Genomic DNA, 21,298 nt, shown 5'->3' on the forward strand with positions numbered 1-21,298 from the left:
TCATCGGGATGCACGATCGCCGGCGCCCTTCGACCAGGGTTCTACATTTCAGGCTCGGGATCGTCATCCGAAAGGGTGAAGCTCCTCATCCCGGAGGCCAAGATCTGCGAAAGGGCTTCCGGCATTCGGATCGGGCGGCCAGAATGGCGGGAGTGCGAGAGGTCGGAGGCCGTGCGGGTATGAGCGGAATTGACTCGGCCCGGGCGGATTCCATGCCGATCGAGTTCTCCACTTTCGTGGGGCGGACGTCGCAGCTCGCGGCGGCGCGATCTGTGCTGGGTTCGACCAGACTTCTGACGGTGCTGGGTGCGGGCGGTGTCGGCAAGACACGATTCGCGGTCCGGCTGGCCAAGAATGTACGCCGGCTGTATGCGGACGCCGTGTGGTTCGTCGATCTCAGCGGGGTGAGCCCGGAGGGTTCGGTCGTGGACGAAGTCGGCAGGATCGTCGGTTCGCAGGGCACGTCCCGTGACGGACACGAGGCTCTCTCGCAGTTCTTCGGGTCGAAACGGGGACTGCTCGTGCTCGACAATTGCGAGCAGGTGGTGGAGCAGTGCGCCCAGCTCGTTCGACACCTCCTGGGCGAGTGCCCGGCGATGACGGTCATCGCAACGAGCCGCGAGGCGATGCGAATAGCCGCCGAGTCGACATTCATGGTCGAACCGCTCGAGACGACGGGCTCGGATCGAGGTGCCGCATCTCCGGCGGTCACCCTGTTCCTCGACCGGTGCGCGATGTACCTTCCGGATCCGTCGCCGGTGGATCTCGAGGCCATCGCGGAGATCTGTCGCCGACTCGACGGGCTGCCGCTCGCCATCGAGCTGGCCGCATCCCGTGTGAGGATGCTCACCCCCGCTCAGCTCCTCGACCGGCTCGCCCAGCCCCTCGATCTTCTCACCAGAGGGGCTAGGGACGCTCCCGATCGGCAACAGACGCTGCGAACGACCATCGCGTGGAGCTACAAGCTGTGCACGGAGAGCGAGCAGGCGATGTGGCGGCGGATGTCCGTCTTCGCCGGCGGGTGGGATCTCGAGTCGGCGGAGTGGATGTCCGGTCCATCCACGGGTGCGGAGTCGGTGCTCGATGTCGTCCAGTCGCTGCTCGACAAGTCCATCGTCGCCGGGCGGCGAGTGAGGGGCGGCATCGTCTATCGCCTGCTCGACACGGTCCGCACGTTCGGGATCGAGGTGTCCTCCGAGAGCGAAGTGGACTCTGCGAAGGCTCGCCACCGCGACTGGTATTTGAAACGTCTGGCAGCGCTCGAGGCCGACTGGTACGGGCCCGAACAGTCGTACTGGCTGGCCTTGACCCAGCGAGAGATACCCAATATCCGAGCCGCACTCGAGTACTGCATCGCAGAGGACGATGGCGCACGAGGAGCAACGCTCTTGGTGACCGCGTGGCGGGTGGTCTGGCAGGCGCACGGCCGCACGGACGAGCTGGCTCGATGGTGCTCCAGAGTGATGGAACTCGACACACTACCGACGCCGGACCTCTGCCAGGCGATGACCATCCTCGGCGGCATGGAGGTCGTCCAAGGGGACACCGACGCGGGAGCGCGACGACTCTCCCAAGCCGCGGAGCTCGCGCAGCAGCTCGGCGATCGATTCTCCGAGGCGCTCGTCTACACGATGCGCGGTTCGGTCGGGGGCGACGCCGAGCAGGCTTTGGCGCTCTACACGAAGTCGCTTGCCCTGCTCGGAGGAAGCAATCCGATGCCCGCTCGTGCGAATTTCGAGGAACGGATCGCGAACGCACACGATCGGCTGGGGCACCCCGACATCGCCAAACGGATGCGGGACACTCTCGTCGCTCGAGCGATCCGGGCGGGAGAGTCGTTCGAGACCGTGTTCCTGCTCTACAACACCGGCTTGCTAGCCGCCCGGCGCGGCGAGTTGGACACTGCCGTCAAGATTCTCCGACAGGCTTTGAGCCTTATGCAGAACCTCGATCATGCGCTCGGGCTCGCCCAAGTCGATGAGGTGTTGGCGTACGTCGCGGCAGACAGTCACGACTACCGGCGGGCGGCCACGCTTCTGGGCATCGCTCGCGCGATCGTCGGCCCGGTCGGCGCAATCGCGTCCGTCTTCCCGGCCGATGCGGCGGTTCGCGGTGACACAGAGGACGTCGTCCGCCGAATGCTCGGTCCGCGCGCCTCTGACTCTGCGATCGCCAGCGGCAAGGCCATGACGATGGAAGATGGGATCGCGTACGCGCTCGGCGCACAGCTTCCCCCGCGCTCGGACACGAAATCGCGTGGGGCGAACGTTGATTCGCTCACCCCGCGCGAGCGTCAGGTCGCCGCGCTGGTCGGACAAGGACTCACCGACAGGGAGATCGCCGACCGGCTCGTGATCTCGAGACGGACTGCCGAAGGACACGTCGCGAACAGTCTCGCGAAGCTCGGCCTCGGCTCGAGGTCTCAGCTCGCGGTGTGGACCGCGCACCAAGCATCAGCACCGACCGGTTCTCACACATAGCGTTACGAATCAGCCGGGCGGCGGTCTATAGCTATTGACGTGGGCCATTCGGGTTGGCTCACGTCGCGCTTCGAGGTCGGGTCCGCGAAGCGGCACCGCCGGCCCCTTGTGGTCTCCTCCCTTGCAGGGCCGGCGGTGCCCTCACACACGTGTTTTGGCGTTTGCCGTAATGGATGCGCTGTTGTCGTGTCCTAACAGTTGAGGGCGCCCCTGGTTTGATCGGTTCGCGGGCGACCTCGTAGTGCCGGCCGACTCCCATAAGGCCGGCACTACTCCCGCAGGGGTTGCGTAGCTGCGCATACGATGCGCCGCGCGACGCTATCGGGGGATGGGTGCAGCTCCCGCATTCGAGACCAAGAAGTCGAGCACGGCGGCTTGGACCCCGTGGTGGTGGAAGATATCACGCACGTCATCTGAGTCGGACTCGGCGGTAGCACGACGAACGGCTGCCGCCACGTCCACCGAACGGCCGGCCTGCACCGCGAGGGGGTGCACGTACGACCGGCGTGCCACAGCGAGCGTGTCGCCGAGCAGGTAGGCGGCCGCATCGTACGGAATGAGCTCAGCGTTGCGTCGTGTCCTGGCGGCGTCCTGAAAGGAGGCGCCGGCGACGACGGATGCTGCGACGACGGTCGCGCCCCACGTGCGGAAGGTCTTCGCGGTCGCCTCAACGGCACCGTGGGAGTGAATGTAGGAATTCACGGTCACGCTGTCGATCCGACGCCAGAGCGGCGGATCCGCCGTGGCGAAGACAGGGACCTCTGGATCGGCTTCCTGCCCGAGGAGGCCCGTGACCACGACTGCCGCGCCGACGTCCGTGACGACCAGGTGATGCGCGACGTGCTCTTTGCCGATGAAATCGAAGGTGGCGGTGTCGCCGGCGACGGAGACCTGGCTTCGTCGGAGCGTGGTGAGTCCGTAGGTGTGGTTGTCGCGCGCGTACCGCTCGTTTCCCACACGAAAGAGTCCGCGATCCAGGAGCCGGATGACGGCCGCGGTGACACGCCTGGGTTCCAGGTTCTCCGTCGATCCGAGCGGCACCGGCCCGAGATCCGCGTCTACCTGTTCCCGCAGCTGAGGAAGGGACGCCGCGAACTGGAGGAGGTGGTCGAACTTGTCCTGCGACGCAGCAGCCGTGGCTGAGGCGGAGTAGCGGTATTGGGTTCTGCCGCGGTAGTCGACACCGGTCGCCTGTATGGGGCTGGCCGGATCCAGGGACGCCCAGACATGTGTCCACGCCGGCGGAATCCGCAGGCGATTCAAACGATCGGTGACCGCCGCATCGAGAACAGGATTCCCCTCGGAGTCGGCCCAGCTCTGCGGCCGACTCGACAGTCGGTGAAGTCCGGGCGGTCTGATGATGTGGCGCGCCGCCGGTACCGATTCCGTGGTGCTCACGCTCATAACGCGATTATCGCGAATGTGTGGACTCGTCTCTACCCGGGCGTTCTACAGTTGGGCAATGATGACGGCGCGACTTTCGGCATGGGCGGTGGCGGGCATCCCGGAGGTCTCCCCCGGCGACGAGCTGGCCTGGCTCATCGGCGACGCGCTCGCCGCATCCGCACCCGACGACCAGCTGCAGGCGGGGGACATCGTCGTCGTGACCAGCAAGATCGTCTCGAAAGCGGAGGGCCGCATCGTGCGGGCGGATGACCGTGAGCAGGCGATCACGGACGAGACGGTGCGCGTCGTGGCGACCCGTGTCGCCGGCGACCATGTCACCCGTATCGTCGAGAACCGGCTCGGCATCGTCGGCGCGGCAGCCGGAGTGGATGCCAGCAACACACCCGAAGGCACCGTGCTGCTTCTGCCGATCGAACCGGATGCCTCCGCCCGCTCGATCTGCGCGGCGCTCCGGGAGCGGTTCGGTGTCGATGTCGGCGTGATCGTGAGCGACACGCTCGGACGCGCCTGGCGCATCGGCCAGACGGACGTCGCGATCGGGGCCGCGGGCGTGCTGGTCACCGACGACCTTCGGGGGTCGACGGATGCGCATGGCCGGCCCCTCGGTGTGACCCAGCCCGTCGTCGCCGACGAGATCGCGGCGCTGACCGATCTTGTGAAGGGCAAGGCGAACGGACTGCCGGTCGCCGTGGTGCGGGGGCTCGGCCGCTTCGTCACCGGTCTCGACGCCCCGGGTGCGAGAACGCTGGTGCGCACGGGCCCCACCGACATGTTCCGCCTGGGCACGGATGAGGCGCTCGCCGAGGGGTACGCACGCGGCTTCGAGGCGGGGCGGGCATCCGAGTGACCCGCTGGGCCGTGGTCGTGCCGTTCAAGGGCGGCGCGGATGCGAAGAGCCGGCTCACGGAATCGCTGGGCGACGGCGAGCGGGCCGCGATCGCGGTCGCGTTCCTGGTCGACACCGTCAGGGCTGTGAGCCGGGTGCCCGCTGTGTCGAGCGTGATCGTGGTCTCGAACCAGCCGGGGCTCGCCGCGGAGCTCGCGGCGGCGGTCGCTCGTCCTCCCGGCAGCGCCGACGTGGAGACGCAGGTGATCCCCGACCCGGGCGGCGGCGTCAACGCGGCGGTCGCATCCGGTCTGGCACACCTTCGCGCGGCCGCTCCCGGCGCCTGCACCGCAGCCGTCACCGGCGACCTCGCCGCCCTGCGCCCGACTGACCTCACGCAGGCTTTCCACCTCGCCGAAGCGGCGGCGACGGCCGGCGCGCGGCTCACGTTCGTTCCCGACCGGGAGGGCTCCGGAACCACGATGGTGGCACTCGCACCCGGCGCCCACGCTGCGACGCACTTCGGAATCGGGTCGTGCGCCGCTCACACGACCGCCGGCTACCGTGCGCTGGCGCTGCCGCCCGAATCGTCGTTGCGACTCGACATCGACGACGCCACCGACCTCGAGCGGGCTCGGCTGCTCGGTCTGGGGGAGGCGACGCGCGCGGTACTGGAGTGGACGGTCACGTCGCGTTCATCCGATCCCGCCACGCGACCAGCTCTCGGGCCTGACCGAGATCGAGGTCGGGTGCGCTGATTCCGAGCGTGAAGAGCCGCGCGCCGAGCGCATGGTGCGCTTCGATCGCATCCATCGCACCGATCGTGCCGTCGTGGGTGCGCCGCACGCCGGTCGAGATCTCGATCTCGGAGAGGTCGCGACCGACGCGCTCGCACCACTCCTGAAGCACCCCGAGCTTGCGCTCCAGCGTCTCGACGTCGCTGAAGCTGTGCCAGATGTCGGCGTGCTGGGCGACGATCCGCAGCGTCTTCTTCTCGCCTCCGCCGCCGATGAGCACAGGGATCGAGCGCGTCGGGGCCGGATTCAGGGTCGCCCATCGCGACTCGATCCGCAGGAGCGCTTCGGCGAGCGCGTCGAGACGTTCCCCGGCCGTGCCGAACGAATAGCCGTATTCGAGGTAGTCGCGTTCGAACCAGCCGGAGCCGATGCCGAGGATGAGACGCCCGGCCTCGCCGCCGCGCGCGCTGATGTGGTCGACCGTCCGGGCCATGTCGGCCAGCAGGTCGGGGTTCCGGTACGAGTTGCAGGTGACGAGGGCACCGAGCTCGATCCGGCTGGTCTGCTCGGCCCACGCGGCCAGCATCGTCCAGCACTCGAAGTGCGAGCCGTCCGGCTCGCCCGACAACGGGTAGAAGTGGTCCCAGGTGAAGGCGATGTCGACACCGAGGTCTTCGATGGCGGCAACGGTGTCGCGAAGCTGCGCATAGGTCGCGTGCTGCGGCGCGAGCTGCACGCCGATGCGGACGGGGCGGTCAGTCATGGGGCTCCTTCAAGGTCGTCGTCGGTCAATCGAGTGCGCCGGCGCCGGCGGCATGGAGAGCGTCGGCGGCGATCGCGGCGGTCGCCCGGACATCGTGCATCCAGAGGGGATGGGCTGAGGCGCGGAGGCCGGCCGCTTGCAGGGCCGGCACGAGCCCCGCATCCGTCTCGTCGACGAGCCAGGCGTCGAGGATGCCGCCGTCGGCCCGCGAGCCGTAAAGCAGTCCCACGCCAAGGGCGGTCGACTCGACCCCGACGATCTCCAGGCACCGGTCGGCCATGCCGCGCACGACGCTGCCGCCGATGATCGGCGAGACCCCGACCACCCGTGCGTCGGTGTCGCGCAGCGCCTCGCGCACACCCGGGACGGCGAGGATCGTGCCGACGGAGACGACCGGGTTCGACGGAGGGACGATGACGACGTCGGCGTCGCGGATCGCCTCCAGCACGCCTGGGGCGGCCTCCGCCTGCTCCAGGCCGACCTGAACGAACGCGCTGGCTGGGGCAGCAGCGCGGTAGCGCACCCACCACTCCTCGAAGTGGATGAGGTCGCCTGCCCGGTGTTCGTCGATGTCGGCTGCGAGCCGCACGTTCGTCTCGACCGGGTTGTCGCTCATGGGGAGCAGCCGGGCGCCCGGGCGCCACCGTCGCGCGAGGATCTCCGTGGCCTCGCTCAGCGTTCGGCCGGAGCGGAGCAGGTCGGTGCGCACGATATGGGTGCCGAGGTCGAGATCGCCGAGGGTGAACCAGTCCCAGCCGGCACCGTAGGCCGCGATCTCGCCGGATGTGCGGCGCGTCTCGTCGGCGCGGCCCCACCCTTGGTCTTCGGCGATCCCCCCGCCGAGCGTGTACATGACGGTGTCGAGGTCGGGGCAGATGCGCAGGCCGGTGAGCCACATGTCGTCGCCGGTGTTGACGACCACCGTGACCGGCACCGTGGAGCCGTGGCCGTCTGCCGCCGGGTACTCCGCGGCGAGGTGCGCGAGCAGCCCACGCGTGAAGCGCGCGCCGCCGACCCCGCCCGCGAGCACGGTGATCCCCCTCATCCGGTGACCGCCGATCCGTGCCGCTCGCGCAGGCGCGGCAGGATCTCCGCGCCGTACAGCTCGATGAATCGCTCCTGGTCTGTGCCGGGACCGTGGAACACGAGATGCCTGAAGCCGAGATCGAGGTACTCCTCGATGCGCTCGACGTGCTCGTCCGGGTCGGCCCCGACGATCCAGCGCGAGGCCGCCCGCTCGATGGGCAGCGCGTCGGCCAGGCGCTGCATCTCGCGCGGGTCGTCGACGCTCATCTTCTCTTCCGGCGTGAGCGCGAGAGGCGCCCAGTGGCGGGTGTCCTGCAGAGCGCGTTCGCGGTCGTGGTCGAACGAGACCTTCATCTCGATGAGCGTGTCGACGTCGTCGCGTGCGCGGCCGGACTTCTCGATGCCTTCCTCGAGCGCGGGCAGAAGGGTCTCGGTGTAGAGGGTCCGCTCCTTGCCCGAGGTGGTGATGTACCCGCTGGCGATCCGGCCGGCGAGCCGGGTCGCTGCGGGGCCGGATGCTCCGATGTAGATCGGCACCGGAGCATCCGGCTTGTCATAGATGGTCGCGTTGTCGGTGCGGTAGAAGTCGCCCGCGAACGTCACCTCGTCTTCGGTCCACAGCTTCTCGATCAGCGTGACGGCTTCTTTGAGGCGGGCGAATCGTTCCTTGACCTCGGGCCACTGGATGCCGAGCACGACCTCGTTGAGCGCCTCGCCTGTTCCCACACCGAGAACGACCCGGCCCGGAAAGAGCGAGCCGAGCGTCGCGAAGGCCTGGGCGACGACGGCCGGGTGGTAGCGGAACGTCGGCGTGAGCACGGAGGTGCCGATGAGGATGCGCTCGGTACTCGCCCCGAGGGCGCCCAGCCACGGGATCGCGGCGGGCGCGTGGCCGCCCTCGTGGAGGAACGGCTGAAAATGGTCGGAGACGAACACGGAGTCGAAGCCCGCCTTCTCGGCCAGTGCTCCGTATCTCAGCAGCTCGCCCGGGCCGAACTGTTCCGCGGAGGCCTTGTAGCCGAAGCGCAGGGGAATGGGCACGTGGTTCTCCTCAGTTCGCGATCAGTCGGGTAGGTGAGGACGAGAAGGGGCTCAGCGAGAACTCGCCGTTGCGCTCACGGAAGGTGTGCGCGTATCCGGGCCAGAGCAGGGTGAGCCGCCCGGTGCGTCCGTCGCGGTACCAGCTCTCGCAGCCGCCGGTCATCCACACCGTCGTGGCGCTCAACTCGTCGATCAGCGCGGTGTACTCGTCCTCTGCCTGACGGCTCACGTCGAGCACCAGGTCTGCGTCGGCTTCGAGGTGATCGAGTGCGCCGAGAATGTAGTCCAGTTGCGTCTCGATCATATAGATCGCCGAGTTGTGTCCGAGCCCGGCATTGGGACCGTTGACGACGAAGAGGTTCGGAAAGCCGCTGACGACCGTCGACGCGTACGCGGTCATACCTCCGGCCCAGTGCCGCGCCAGCAGTTCGCCGCCGATACCGCGCACGATTCGGGCATACGGCTGCTGGGCCGCATGGAATCCGGTGGCGAAGATCACCGCATCGACCTCGTGCTGCGCGCCGTTGGCGGTGATGAGCGTGTTGCCGTTCACCGCTTCGATCGCCGACGGCTCGACCGTCACCGTTCGGCGGGTGAGGGCGGGGTAGTACTCGTTCGAGATGAGAACGCGCTTGCAGCCGATCTCGTAGTGCGGAGTGAGTTTCGCCCGCAGCGCCGGGTCGGGGACCTGCGCCGCGAGGTGATCGAGCGCACGCTTCCGCGCCTCCTCGACCGCCACTGGCACGCCCGCACGCTGCGCGTAGGCCTCCTCCGCGCCCCAGAACAGCGTCGACCTGAGGCGGGTCAGCCCCTCGGGGTCGCGCTCGAACAGCGCCTGTTCGGCTTCGGTGTACTGGTGCTCCTCGCGTGGGATGACGTACGGCGCGCTGCGCTGCAGGACCACCAGCTCGCGCGCGATCTCCGCGACCTGCGGAACGAGCTGGATGGCCGAGGCCCCCGACCCGACCACCGCGACGCGCTTATCGCGCAGGTCGGCGTCGTGATCCCAGCGAGCCGAATGGAACATCGGCCCCCGGAAGGTGTCGAGCCCCGGAACGTCGGGGATGCGCGGTTCCGTCAGCCTGCCGCACGCGAGAACGACGGTCCGGGCCGAGAACTCGCCCCGGCTCGTGCGGAGCGCCCAGCGCGAACGCGACTCGTCCCACGTCATGGCGTCCACATCCATGCCGAGCCGCAGGTGATCGCCGAGCCCCTCCTCGTCCGCACCGGCGACGAGGTAGTCGCGGATCTCCGCGCCCTCCGAGAAGAACGACGACCAGCGCGGGTTCGGTCGGAACGACCAGGAGTACAGGTGCGAGGGCACGTCGCAGGCGACCCCGGGATAGGTGTTGTCGCGCCAGGTGCCGCCGACCGCATCCGCGCGCTCGAAGATCAGGAACGAGGTCACGCCGCGACGTTTCAGACGGATGCCGAGTCCGAGTCCTGCGAATCCTGCGCCGACGATCGCGACATCGAGCTCCATCATGCGCGGGCCACGCGTTTGCGCTCAGCCGTCGGATCGCCGTAGGTCGTCCCGCGCTGGCGCACAGGCCTGGACAGCGACCGGGCGATCCGGTCGACGTCGGCCGGCAGCAGTTCGTGCCCGTGCTCGACCCCCGCGTCAGGCAGGACGCGACCGTCGAGGAGGGTGCCGCCCAGGTCGTCGGCTCCGCTCTGCAGCATCAGCGCGGCCTCCGCGAACCCGAGTCGTGTCCACGGCGCCTGGATGTGGTCGATGTGCCCGTGCAGCATGAGCCGGGCGACCGCGTGGACCCGGCGGTGCTCATCCGACTCCCGCCCGGCCGGCCTGGAAGACAGGCCGACCGCCGGCATGGGCACGAACTCGGTGAAGCCGCCCGTCGAGCTCTGGAGCTCGATCAGCCGGCGCAGGTGCCCGACGCGATCGGCCGGGGACTCGCCGTTTCCGTAGACCATGACCGAGGTCGAGCGGAATCCTGTGCGATGCGCCGCCATGATGATCGAGGTCCAACGGTCGACGGGGAGGTCGCCCGGCGCGACCCGGAGTCGCACGGCCTCGTCGAGGATCTTCACTCCCGTTCCCGGCACGGTGTCGACGCCCGCTTCGCGGAGCGCGACGAGGTAGTCGACGTCGTCGAGCCCGAGCCGGGCGGCGCCGTCGGCGATGTCGGCGGGACGGAACGCGTGCAGGTGCAGCTCAGGGCGGGTGGCCTTCACGATGCGGGCCAGTCGCAGGTAGGAGCCGGCAGGCAGTGCATCCGGGATCGTGCCCTGCACGCAGAGCTCGGTCGCGCCGAGCGCCCACGCATCGTCGACGATGTCGGCCAGCGTCTCGAAGGTGAGGGCCGTGCGATCCGGGGCGTCGCCGAGGCCGGTCGGGGTCAGGTTGGTCGACGTGACATTGCGGTTGACGACGAAGCTGATCGCCTCACCGACCGTGTAGCGGCGCAGGTCGTTGGCGAGCGCGGCGAGGGCCTCGAGGTCGTCGCCTTCCGCCTCCATCAACTCCGTGTAGTCGCGATCGGTGAGCCCGTCGGGGGTGGACGCAGCGCGCGCGAGCGCCGACCTGACGGGCGACGTGTGGATGGCGACCGACCGCGCCCGCGCAGGCCATCCGTCGCCGGCGAGGCGCGGGGTCGCCCGTGCTCCCTCGTCGGCGAGCATCGTCGACGGGTCGACGAGTGCATCGACATGCGGACGCACGGCGGCGTCGATCCATCGCTCGGCATCCCGGATGTACGGCGGATGCACCGTGAGCCGCTCGGTCAACCGGAAACCCTCGCGCCGGGTCAGCTCGACCAGCTCGACGATCTGCGGCCACGGCCGTTCCGGGTTCACATGGTCGGCGGTCAGTGGGCTCACCCCGCCCCAGTCGTCGGCCCCGGCACGCAGGAGGAGGCCGAGCTCGCTCGCATCCGAGAGGTTCGGCGGCACCTGGATGCGCGCATCCGGCCCCATCACCAGTCGCGCCGCCGCCACCGTCGCCACGTACTCGTGCAGGCCGAGGTCGTCGTCGTTCTGCATCGCCGTCGCCGGCTTGGAGCGGAAGTTCTGCACGATCACCTCCTGCAGATGACCGAAGCGATCCTGCACGTCCCGTAGTGCGACCAGCGATTCCGCGCGCTCGCGGGCCGTCTCTCCGATACCGACCAGCAGCCCGGTGGTCAGCGGCACACGGGCCCGCCCGGCATCCTCGAGCACTTGCAGGCGCACCGCGGGCTGCTTGTCGGGCGAGCCGAAATGCACCTCGCCCTTGTCGGCCCACAGCCGTTGCGAGGTTGTCTCGAGCATCATCCCCATCGACGGGGCCACCGGCCGGAGCCACGCCAGCTCCTCGGCGGTCATCACGCCCGGGTTCAGGTGCGGGAGCAGCCCCGTCTCGTCGAGCACGAGCTGGGCCATCTCCCGCACGTAGTGCAGCGTGGATTCGTAGCCGTGCTCGTCGAGCCAGTCGCGCGCTGCAGGCCACCGGTCCTCCGGTCGGTCGCCGAGCGTGAACAGGGCCTCTTTGCAGCCCATCGAGGCGCCGAGCCGGGCGACGTCCAGAATGCTCTCGGGCGACATGTAGAGGGGCTTGCCCTTGGTCGCCAGCTTTCCCGGCGTGTCGACGAAGATGCAGTAGTGGCAGCGATCGCGGCACAGCGTGGTGATCGGAAGGAACACCTTCTTCGAATAGGTGATCACGCCGGGGCGCCCCGCGCGGGCCAGCCCCTCGTCGCGAAGGCGGGCGGATGCGTCGAGCAGGCGCTCCAGGTCGGCACCGGTCGCGCCGACCAGCGCCTCGGCCTGGTCCACCGTGAGCCGCTCGCCGCCGAGGGCGCGGTCGATCGCGATCTGAAGATCCTCTGCGAGCCGCCCGCGATCCATTGCGAAAGGCTACCCCTCGAAGGTGTCCGATGCGTTGCTCGATTTCGCACACACCGACCATTGCCTTCGCGAGTCCGAGGCAGTAGTCATAGAGAACATCAGCGAAGTGTTCCAACCCTCCCGGAGGCAGCACATGGCAATCGTTCGAGCAGCAATCACCCAGACGACGTGGACGGGCGACAAGGAGTCAATGCTCGCCAAGCACGAGAAGTTCGCACGGGATGCCGCTGCCGACGGCGCGCAGGTGATCTGCTTCCAGGAGCTGTTCTACGGGCCGTACTTCGGCATCACGGAGGATGCGAGGTACTACGACTACGCAGAACCGGCCGATGGTCCGATCGTGCAGCGGTTCGCCGCGCTCGCCAAAGAGCTGAACATCGTCATGGTGCTCCCCATCTACGAAGAGGACATGCCGGGGGTGTACTACAACACCGCCGTCGTCGTCGACGCCGATGGCACGATCCTCGGCAAGTACCGCAAACACCACCTGCCGAATCTCGACAAGTTCTGGGAGAAGTTCTACTTCCGCCCCGGCAATCTCGGCTACCCGGTCTTCAAAACGGCCGTCGGCCCCATCGGCGTCTACATCTGCTACGACCGGCACTTCCCCGAAGGCTGGCGGGAGCTGGGCCTGAACGGTGCCGAGATCGTCTTCAACCCGAACGCGACGAAGCCGGGGCTGTCGAACCGCCTCTGGGAGCTCGAGCAGCCGGCTGCCGCAGCCGCCAACGGCTACTTCGTCGCCGCGCCGAATCGGGTCGGCAGGGAGGACAACGAGTACGGCGACCTCGCCGTCACCTTCTACGGCAAGAGCCAGTTCGCCGACCCGCAGGGAAACCTGGTCGGGGAGTACGGCAGCGCCGAGCACGAGGAGGTCGTCATCCGTGATCTCGACCTGGACATGGTGAGACAGGTACGCAACGCGTGGCAGTTCTACCGCGACCGCCGCCCCGACTCGTACACCTCGATCCCGAAGCCCTGACTGCGACGACCAAGGAGCGCTCCATGACCACAACCCTCATCACCGGCGGCACCGTGGTCTCTGCCACCGGTCGCGGCCTCGCCGACGTGCTCGTCGACGGCGAGACGATCGCCGCTGTGCTGCAGCCGGGTTCCGTGCTGCTCGGAACGGACCTGGCAGCATCCGTCGACCGGGTGATCGACGCCACGGGCCGGTACGTCATCCCGGGCGGCATCGACGCCCACACCCATTTCGAGCTGCCCTTCGGCGGCACGGAGGCGAGCGACACGTTCGAGTCGGGCACCCGGGCCGCCGCGTGGGGCGGCACGACGTCGGTCATCGACTTCGCGGTGCAGACGTACGGCACCCGCATCCAGGACGGACTCGCAAAGTGGCACGCCAAGGCCGCGGGAAACTGTGCGATCGACTACGGCTTCCACCAGATCGTCGGCGACGTGACCGAGGATTCGCTCGCGGCCCTCCGCGCGCTGCCCGACGAGGGCATCACCAGTTTCAAGCTCTTCATGGCCTACCCCGGTGTCTTCTACTCGGATGACGCCCAGATCCTGAAGGCGATGCAGGTCTCGCGCGACACCGGGATGCTCACCATGATGCACGCCGAGAACGGCCCGGCCATCGACGTGCTCGCCGCCCAGCTCGTGGAGCAGGGCAAGACCGATCCCTACTACCACGGCATCGCACGCGCCTGGCAGATGGAGGAGGAGGCGACCCACCGGGCGATCATGCTCGCGAACCTCACCGGCGCCCCGCTCTACATCGTGCACGTGAGCGCGAAGCAGGCGGTCGAGCAGCTCGCCTGGGCTCGTGACAAAGGCCAGAACGTCTACGGCGAGACCTGTCCGCAGTACCTCTACCTGTCGCTGGAAGACCAGCTCGGCGCCTCGAGCCCGGAATGGGGTCGCTTCGAGGGCGCGAAATGGGTCTGCTCCACGCCGCTGCGCTCGCGGGCCGAGGGTCACCAGGACTCGATGTGGCAGGCCCTGCGCACCAACGACCTGCAGATGGTGTCGACCGACCACTGCCCCTTCTGCATGAAGGACCAGAAGCAGCTCGGCCTCGGCGACTTCCGCAAGATCCCGAACGGCATCGGGTCGCTCGAACACCGCATGGACCTCATGTACCAGGGTGTGGTGACCGGCGAGCTGACGCTCGAACGATGGGTGGAACTCACGAGCACGACCCCGGCACGCATGTTCGGGCTGTACGGCCAGAAGGGCGTCATCCAGCCCGGTGCCGACGCCGACATCGTGCTCTACGACCCGAACGGCCACACGAGTATCGGGCTGGAGAAGACCCACCACATGAACATGGACTACTCGGCATGGGAGGGGTTCGAGATCGACGGACACGTCGACACTGTGCTGAGCCGCGGAAAGGTCGTCGTCGACGACAACCAGTACCTCGGAACGAAAGGCGACGGGCGCTTCCTCAAGCGCGGCCTGTCGCAGTACCTGGTCTAGGAGCACGCGATGGACTTCGGCGCAGTACTCCAGACCAATCCGCCCGCTTCCCGCACGATCCACCTGGCCCGACTCGCCGAGCAGTACGGGTTCAGCCACGTGTGGACCTTCGATTCACACCTCCTCTGGGAGGAGCCGTATGTGATCTACAGCCAGATCCTCGCCGAGACGCGGCGCATCACGGTCGGGCCGATGGTGACCAACCCGGCGACGCGGGACTGGACCGTGACCGCATCCGTCTTCGCAACGCTGAACGAGATGTACGGCAATCGCACGGTGGTCGGAATCGGGCGTGGCGATTCGGCGGTGCGCGTGATCAACGGTGCCCCGACGACGCTGGCGGAGCTGCGCGAGGCGATCCACGTCATCCGCGAACTCGGCAACAGCCGGTCGGTCGAGTACAAGGGTTCGACGCTGCAGTTCCCGTGGAGCAAGGGATCCGAGCTCGAGCTCTGGGTCGCCGCCTACGGACCGCTCGCGCTGAAACTGGCGGGCGAGGTCGGCGACGGCTTCATCCTGCAGCTCGCCGATCCCGACATCGCCGAATGGATGATCGGCACCGTCCGGCGGGCGGCCGAGCGCGCCGGCCGCGACCCGCAGTCGATCACGTTCTGCGTCGCGGCCCCGATGTACATCGGCGACGACTGGGAGCACATGCGCGAGCAGTGCCGGTGGTTCGGCGGGATGGTCGGCAACCACGTCGCCGACATCGTCGCCAAGTACGGAACGGGTGGGGCGGTGCCGAAAGCGCTGACCGACTACATCGCCGGGCGCGAGGGCTACGACTACAACGAGCACGGCCGGGCCGGCAACACGCATGCCGAGTTCGTGCCCGACGAGATCGTCGACCGGTTCTGCGTGCTCGGCACGGCGGACGACCACATCGCGAAACTGAAGCAGCTCGCCGAGCTCGGCGTCGACCAGTTCGCCGGCTATCTGCAGCACGACAATAAGGAGGAGACCCTCCGCGTCTACGGCGAGACGGTCATCCCGGCGCTCTCCCAGCACGTCACCGCGAAAGGCTGACCATGACCCCACCCCTCGACCCCGCAGACGGAGCCCTCGCCCAGCAGCTCGACCGCACCCACGTCTTCCACTCCTGGTCGGCGCAAGGGTCGTTCGCCGGTCTCGCGATCGCCGGCGGAAGCGGTTCCACGGTCTGGGATTTCGACGGGCGCCGCTACCTGGATTTCGCCAGTCAGCTCGTCAACGTGAACATCGGCCACCAGCATCCGGCCGTCGTCGCTGCGATCCGCGAGCAGGCCGAGATTCTGACCACCATCGCACCGGCCACCGTGAACCTGACCCGGGGCGAGGCGGCGAAACGCATCGTCTCGCACGCGCCCGACGGCTTCGACAAGGTGTTCTTCACCAACGGCGGCGCGGATGCGAACGAGAACGCCATCCGCATGGCCCGCCTCCACACGGGGCGCGACAAAGTGCTCTCGACGTATCGCTCGTACCACGGCAACACCGGCGCGGCCATCGTCGCCACCGGCGACTGGCGTCGCGTACCGAACGAGTTCGCACGCGGTCACGTCCACTTCTTCGGGCCGTACCTCTACCGCAGCGAGTTCTGGGCGCAGACGCCGGAACAGGAATCCGAGCGCGCGCTCACCCACCTGCGCCGCGTGATCGAGAGCGAAGGGCCGGCAACGATCGCCGCTATCGTGCTCGAGACCGTCCCGGGCACCGCGGGCATCCTCGTGCCGCCACCGGGCTATCTCGCGGGAGTGCGGGCGCTCGCCGACCAGCACGGCATCCTCGTCATCCTCGATGAGGTCATGTCCGGTTTCGGTCGCACCGGCCGCTGGTTCGCCTTCGACGGCTACGACATCCGTCCCGACCTCATCACGTTCGCCAAGGGCGTGAACTCCGGCTACGTTCCGGTCGGGGGCGTGGTGATCTCCGATGCGATCGCACGCGACTTCGACGAGCGGGTCTTCCCGGGCGGCCTCACCTACAGCGGGCATCCGCTTGCCATGGCCTCGATCGTCGGGGCGCTGGATGCGATGGAGAGCGAGGGGATCGTGACCCACGCGGCGGCGATCGGGTCGGACGTGATCGGGCCGGCGCTCGCTGCCCTCGCCTCCGCGCATCCCCTCGTCGGCGAGGTACGTGGTGAGGGAGTGTTCTGGGCGATCGAGCTCGTCGCCGATCGCGAGACCCGCGAACCCGTGGCGGCCGCGACGATGGGACAGATCAAAGCCGGGCTGCTCGAACGCGGCGTCATCCCGTTCATCCAGGACAACCGCATCCACGTCGTGCCGCCGTGCGTCGTCACCGCTGACGAGGTCGGCGAGGCGATGGCCGCGTACGACGCGGTGCTCACTTCCGTCGAAAGGTTCGGACAATGACCGACTTCATCAACCACTGGATCGACGGCCGCGAGGCCACCGGCATCTCCACCCGCACGCAGCCGGTGTACGACCCGGCGCTCGGCACTTCGACGAAGGAGGTGCGGCTCGGCAGCGCAGCCGACGTCGACACGGCAGTCGCGTCCGCGCTCTCCGCCTTCGGCGAGTGGGGCGGCACGTCGTGGTCCCGGCGGCAGACCGTCATCTTCGCCTTCCGCGAGCTGCTGAACGCCCGCAAGGAGGAGCTCGCTCAGATCCTCACCGCCGAACACGGCAAGGTCCTGTCGGATGCGCTGGGTGAGATCGCGCGCGGGCTCGAGGTCGTCGACTTCGCGGCCGGGATCGCGCACCTGGCAAAGGGCGAGTACTCGGAGAACGTGTCGACCGGGGTCGACGTCTACTCGTTGCGCCAGCCGCTCGGGGTGGTCGGCATCATCAGTCCGTTCAACTTTCCGGCGATGGTGCCGATGTGGTTCTTCCCGATCGCGATCGCCGCCGGCAACACGGTCGTGCTGAAGCCGAGCGAGAAGGATCCGTCGGCATCGATCTGGCTGGCGAAGCTGATGCAGGAGGCGGGGCTGCCCGACGGCGTGCTCAACGTCGTGCACGGCGACAAGGAGTCCGTCGACGCGCTGCTCGTGCATCCCGATGTGCAGTCGATCTCCTTCGTCGGGTCGACCCCGATCGCACGCTACGTGTACGAGACCGCGACCTCGGCCGGCAAGAGGGTGCAGGCGCTCGGCGGGGCGAAGAACCACATGCTGGTGCTGCCGGATGCCGACCTCGACCTGGTCGCGGACTCGGCCGTCAACGCCGGGTTCGGGTCGGCCGGCGAACGGTGCATGGCGATCAGCGTCGTGCTGGCGGTCGACTCGATCGCGGATGAGCTCGTTTCGAAGATCACGACCCGGATGGCGGGGCTGACCACCGGGGACGGTCGCCGCTCCTGCGACATGGGTCCGCTGATCACCGAAGTGCACCGCGACAAGGTGGCGGGCTACATCGACATCGCCATCGCAGACGGGGCCAAGGTCGTCGTCGACGGGCGCGATGTGGTGCCCGATGGAGCGGCCGAAGGATTCTGGCTCGGCCCGACCGTCATCGACAACGTTTCGACCGACTCGCGGGTGTACATCGACGAGATCTTCGGCCCGGTGCTCTCGATCGTGCGGGTCTCCGGCTACGACGAGGGTCTGGGCATCATCAACGCCAGCCGCTACGGCAACGGCACCGCGATCTTCACCAACGACGGCGGCGCCGCCCGCCGGTTCCAGCGCGAAGTGCAGGTCGGCATGATCGGCATCAACGTGCCCATCCCGGTGCCGGTGGCGTACCACTCGTTCGGCGGGTGGAAGGACTCTCTCTTCGGCGACGCCAAGGCGTACGGGACGCACGGCGTCGACTTCTTCACCCGCGAGAAGGCGGTCACCTCCCGCTGGCTCGACCCCAGCCACGGCGGCATCAACCTCGGCTTCCCCCGCAACGCGTAGGCGAGTCATGGCCCGGGCAGCCTCCCTCGCACGCGCGTGGATCGGGACGATCGTCTTCCTCTTCCTCGCGCCCGGCATCGTGGCGGGCCTCATCCCGTGGCTCATCACCGGCTGGCGTTGGTACGACTGGGGCGGCGCAAGCTGGGTCGTCGTGCCGATCGCCTGGATCGCGATCGCTGTCGGGGTGACCTTTCTCCTGCACGCCTTCGCGCTGTTCGCCCTGCACCGCGGAACGCCCGCTCCGGTCGCTCCGACCCAGACGCTCGTCGTGACGGGGGTCTACCGCTTCGTGCGCAATCCGATGTATCTCGCGGTGCTCGCGATCATCCTCGGTCAGGCACTCCTGTTCGGCAGCTGGTGGGTCGTGCTGTACGCGGGGATCGCCCTGGCCGCGGTCGTCGCCTTCGTGAAGGGCTACGAGGAGCCGACCCTCACCGAGACCTACGGAGAGCAGTACCTCGAGTACCGCCGCAACGTGCCGGGGTGGTGGCCGCGACTCACGCCATGGCGGGCATGACGCTACCCACTAGTCGGTGGCTGTTTTCGATGCGCGGCCACGCTCGGCGCTCGCGAAAAGACGCGGCAGGTCCGCCGCCGCCAACCTGTCCTTGGGAACGAAAGCACGAATGTCCGCGCGGTCCATCTCTGCCCTGGTGACCTCGTCGAGGCCGGCGGACGTGAGAACGATGACCGGCGGCCGATCCAGCCGGCTCAGGCGACGGGCAAGAGAGAGACCGTTGTCGTCGGGAAGGTGGTAATCGATGAGGACGCCATCCGGCCGCAGGCGCGCGACCTCGTCGAGACCGGTGGCGGCATCGGCTGCGCAGCCGACCAGCTCCAGTCCACGCGCGCGCACCAGCGCGGCAGCGATCGAGCGGAATCGCTCGTCGTCGTCGATGATGGTGACCGTCAGAGGCATCACTCAAGGCTCCTCGTCGACACCCCCGATGTCCATGTGGTTAACCCGAGGGTGTCGCTTCGCCGCCATGCGCGGTTACGCTTGCATCACCCGTCGAAAGCCGTCGCATGCCTGCCGATCGCGACCAGCCTGTTTCCTCACGGCTGGACGAACTGATTCCCGCAGTGCTGGACAAGACGTCCCAGCCTGTGTGGGTCGTGGGCGACGACGGCCGCGTGCTCTATGCCAATCCGGCTGCACTGCGCGCCCTCGGCCATGACGACCTGGCCACGGTCGAGGGTCTCCCGAGCCACACTGTGCTCCACCCGACACATCCGGAGGGAAGTCCATACCCCGTCGAGGACTGCCGCATGTTGGACGCAGCCCGGTTCGGCACGGCGGTCAACGGTGAGGACTGGCTGAAGCACGCAGACGGCACGTTCTTCCCCGTCTCCTGGATGTCCGCGCCGATCGAGTTCGAGCACGGGCGCGGGATCGTCCTCTCGTTCACCAATCTGACGACCCGTCTCGAACTGGAGAGGGAGTCACGGGAAAGGGAACTCGCAGAGCTGCGTCGCTCAGAACTACGCGCCGCCCACATCCGGCTGATGAAGGAGGTGGACGAAGCACGCCGTCAGATCGCACGCGACCTGCACGACGGCGCTCAGCAACGCCTGGTCGCGCTTGCGCTCTCTGCACAGCTCCTCCGGCAGACGGCCGAACTGGACGACTCGGCGCTCATTCTCGTCGACGGCCTCGTGGAGGATGCGCAGGCGGCTATCGGCGAACTGCGGGAACTGGTCGCCGGCATCCATCCGCCGGTTCTGACCTCGCGCGGCCTGTACGCCGCGGTCTGCTCGCTCGGGGACCGATTCACATTGCCCCTGATCGTGAGCGGCGACATCGGCGACCGTCGGCTGCCGCCCCTCATCGAGTCGAACGTGTACTTCTTCATCGCCGAGGCGGTCACGAATGCGGTCAAGTACTCTGCTGCGACCCGGGTCCGCATCCGGCTCGACCTCGCCGACGCGCTCGAGATCGAGGTCGACGACGACGGTATCGGCGGTGTCGACTATCGCCTGGCGGGCACCGGGCTGCACAGCATGCGCGACCGCGTACAGGCATTCGAGGGCGAGTTCACGATCGCCTCGTCAGAAGGGGTCGGAACGCGCATCCTGGCTCGCATCCCGGTCGCGGGAATCGATCAGGCGTTGAGATAGCGCAGCACCGCGAGCACACGCCGATGCTGTCCGGATTCCGCCGGCAGACCGAGCTTGAGGAAGATCCCGGTCACGTGCCGCTCGACGGCCGGAACCGTGACGAACAGTTTCTGCGCGATTCCGGCGTTGGAGTGCCCCTCGGCCATCAGGGCGAGCACCTCCCTCTCCCGCGGAGTGAGCCGCGCGATCGGATCCTCGACCCGCCGCCGTCCGACGAGCCTGGCCACGACATCCGGGTCGAGCGCTGAACCGCCCTCGGCCACTCGGCGCACGGCGTCGACCAGCAGTTCGCCGCGCGCGATCTTCTCCTTGAGGAGATAGCCGACTCCCTCCGCCCGGTCGGCGACCAGGTCGAGCGCGTACCGATCGTCCAGGTACTGCGACAGCACGACGACGCCGATCTCCGGATGCGAACTCCGCAGCTCCAGGGCCACTTCGAGACCATCGTCGCCCATCCCGGGTGGCATCTGAATGTCGGTGACGACGACATCGGGCCGATCGCGGATCGCCCTCTCTCTGAGCGCGTCGGCGTCGTCGACGGCGTCGACCTCCATTCCGGCCCGCTCAAGCAGCCGGACGATTCCCTCACGGATCAGCGCTTGATCCTCGGCGACAAGTACGCGCACGTCGGCCACCTCCCCCTCAACCCTAGGGGCGGCACTCACCCGGCGTCGGGAAATCCCCACGTCACCCCGGCCGGGACTGTGGTGCCTGCTCGATGGGCGGCCGCGTGCTCCGCGAGAAGGCTGTAACCACCGATCGAAA

At 68.2% G+C, this 21,298-nt stretch carries 18 protein-coding genes; 10 read left to right on the forward strand and 8 right to left on the reverse strand.

Going from position 1 to position 21,298, the window contains the following annotated elements:
- The first annotated feature begins 179 nt into the window (after positions 1–179).
- Positions 180–2,480, forward strand: coding sequence for an ATP-binding protein (locus ACFVV0_RS00210; protein ID WP_387056860.1), 2,301 nt, complete (start codon positions 180–182; stop codon positions 2,478–2,480).
- Between the two features lie 318 nt (positions 2,481–2,798).
- Here ACFVV0_RS00210 and ACFVV0_RS00215 read toward each other — a convergent pair whose 3' ends face one another.
- On the reverse strand, positions 2,799–3,878 hold the full coding sequence (locus ACFVV0_RS00215; RefSeq protein WP_387056862.1) for a hypothetical protein: 1,080 nt from the start codon (positions 3,876–3,878) through the stop codon (positions 2,799–2,801).
- A 67-nt stretch (positions 3,879–3,945) separates the two neighbouring features.
- On the opposite strand from ACFVV0_RS00215, the gene ACFVV0_RS00220 reads away from it, so the two are divergent.
- Positions 3,946–4,734 (forward strand): coenzyme F420-0:L-glutamate ligase, encoded by a 789-nt coding sequence (locus ACFVV0_RS00220; RefSeq protein WP_387059392.1) that lies wholly within the window; start codon positions 3,946–3,948, stop codon positions 4,732–4,734.
- Entirely contained in the window at positions 4,731–5,471 is a 741-nt protein-coding gene (gene cofC, locus ACFVV0_RS00225; protein WP_387056864.1) for a 2-phospho-L-lactate guanylyltransferase, read from the forward strand. Before ACFVV0_RS00220 ends, cofC begins: the two co-directional genes overlap by 4 nt.
- On the opposite strand, the gene ACFVV0_RS00230 is transcribed toward cofC, so the two are convergent.
- Genes ACFVV0_RS00230 through cofG form a run of 5 tightly spaced genes read right to left on the reverse strand, consistent with a single transcriptional unit; the run spans position 5,398 to position 12,126 of the window.
- On the reverse strand, positions 5,398–6,213 hold the full coding sequence (locus ACFVV0_RS00230; RefSeq protein ID WP_387056866.1) for an LLM class F420-dependent oxidoreductase: 816 nt from the start codon (positions 6,211–6,213) through the stop codon (positions 5,398–5,400). The two genes, cofC and ACFVV0_RS00230, sit on opposite strands and share 74 nt — an antisense overlap.
- Before the next feature lie 25 nt (positions 6,214–6,238).
- Positions 6,239–7,258, reverse strand: coding sequence for a 2-phospho-L-lactate transferase (cofD, locus tag ACFVV0_RS00235; protein ID WP_387056868.1), 1,020 nt, complete (start codon positions 7,256–7,258; stop codon positions 6,239–6,241).
- Complete coding sequence (gene fgd, locus ACFVV0_RS00240; protein ID WP_387056870.1) at positions 7,255–8,280, reverse strand: glucose-6-phosphate dehydrogenase (coenzyme-F420); 1,026 nt, start codon at positions 8,278–8,280, stop codon at positions 7,255–7,257. The genes cofD and fgd overlap by 4 nt, the downstream gene beginning before the upstream one ends.
- 10 nt (positions 8,281–8,290) lie before the next feature.
- Complete coding sequence (locus ACFVV0_RS00245; RefSeq protein WP_387056872.1) at positions 8,291–9,766, reverse strand: flavin-containing monooxygenase; 1,476 nt, start codon at positions 9,764–9,766, stop codon at positions 8,291–8,293.
- A complete protein-coding gene (gene cofG / locus ACFVV0_RS00250; RefSeq protein WP_387056874.1) occupies positions 9,763–12,126 on the reverse strand; it encodes a 7,8-didemethyl-8-hydroxy-5-deazariboflavin synthase CofG in 2,364 nt (787 codons plus the stop codon). The genes ACFVV0_RS00245 and cofG overlap by 4 nt, the downstream gene beginning before the upstream one ends.
- A 133-nt stretch (positions 12,127–12,259) precedes the next feature.
- On the opposite strand from cofG, the gene ACFVV0_RS00255 reads away from it, so the two are divergent.
- Genes ACFVV0_RS00255 through ACFVV0_RS00280 form a run of 6 tightly spaced genes read left to right on the forward strand, consistent with a single transcriptional unit; the run spans position 12,260 to position 18,932 of the window.
- On the forward strand, positions 12,260–13,108 hold the full coding sequence (locus tag ACFVV0_RS00255; RefSeq protein ID WP_387056876.1) for a nitrilase-related carbon-nitrogen hydrolase: 849 nt from the start codon (positions 12,260–12,262) through the stop codon (positions 13,106–13,108).
- 23 nt (positions 13,109–13,131) lie between these two features.
- Entirely contained in the window at positions 13,132–14,568 is a 1,437-nt protein-coding gene (hydA, locus tag ACFVV0_RS00260; RefSeq protein ID WP_387056878.1) for a dihydropyrimidinase, read from the forward strand.
- 9 nt (positions 14,569–14,577) lie between these two features.
- A complete protein-coding gene (locus ACFVV0_RS00265) occupies positions 14,578–15,594 on the forward strand; it encodes a TIGR03842 family LLM class F420-dependent oxidoreductase (RefSeq protein WP_387056880.1) in 1,017 nt (338 codons plus the stop codon).
- Positions 15,595–15,596: 2 nt separating this feature from the next.
- Entirely contained in the window at positions 15,597–16,925 is a 1,329-nt protein-coding gene (locus ACFVV0_RS00270) for an aspartate aminotransferase family protein (RefSeq protein WP_387056882.1), read from the forward strand.
- Positions 16,922–18,415 (forward strand): CoA-acylating methylmalonate-semialdehyde dehydrogenase, encoded by a 1,494-nt coding sequence (locus ACFVV0_RS00275; RefSeq protein ID WP_387056884.1) that lies wholly within the window; start codon positions 16,922–16,924, stop codon positions 18,413–18,415. Before ACFVV0_RS00270 ends, ACFVV0_RS00275 begins: the two co-directional genes overlap by 4 nt.
- 7 nt (positions 18,416–18,422) lie before the next feature.
- Positions 18,423–18,932, forward strand: a complete 510-nt coding sequence (locus ACFVV0_RS00280; protein ID WP_387056886.1) for a methyltransferase family protein — start codon at positions 18,423–18,425, stop codon at positions 18,930–18,932.
- Between the two features lie 9 nt (positions 18,933–18,941).
- Here the strand turns inward: ACFVV0_RS00280 and ACFVV0_RS00285 are convergent, their stop codons facing one another.
- Complete coding sequence (locus tag ACFVV0_RS00285; RefSeq protein WP_387059395.1) at positions 18,942–19,334, reverse strand: response regulator; 393 nt, start codon at positions 19,332–19,334, stop codon at positions 18,942–18,944.
- A 107-nt stretch (positions 19,335–19,441) separates the two neighbouring features.
- On the opposite strand from ACFVV0_RS00285, the gene ACFVV0_RS00290 reads away from it, so the two are divergent.
- Positions 19,442–20,533 carry a histidine kinase gene (locus ACFVV0_RS00290; RefSeq protein WP_387056888.1) on the forward strand — a complete coding sequence of 364 codons (1,092 nt, stop codon included), beginning with the start codon at positions 19,442–19,444 and terminating at the stop codon, positions 20,531–20,533.
- Here ACFVV0_RS00290 and ACFVV0_RS00295 read toward each other — a convergent pair.
- Positions 20,518–21,168 carry a response regulator gene (locus tag ACFVV0_RS00295; RefSeq protein WP_387056890.1) on the reverse strand — a complete coding sequence of 217 codons (651 nt, stop codon included), beginning with the start codon at positions 21,166–21,168 and terminating at the stop codon, positions 20,518–20,520. The genes ACFVV0_RS00290 and ACFVV0_RS00295 overlap by 16 nt on opposite strands.
- Between the last annotated feature and the right edge of the window lie 130 nt (positions 21,169–21,298).

Source organism: Leifsonia sp. NPDC058230 (genome assembly GCF_042882245.1).
Lineage (GTDB): Bacteria > Actinomycetota > Actinomycetes > Actinomycetales > Microbacteriaceae > Leifsonia.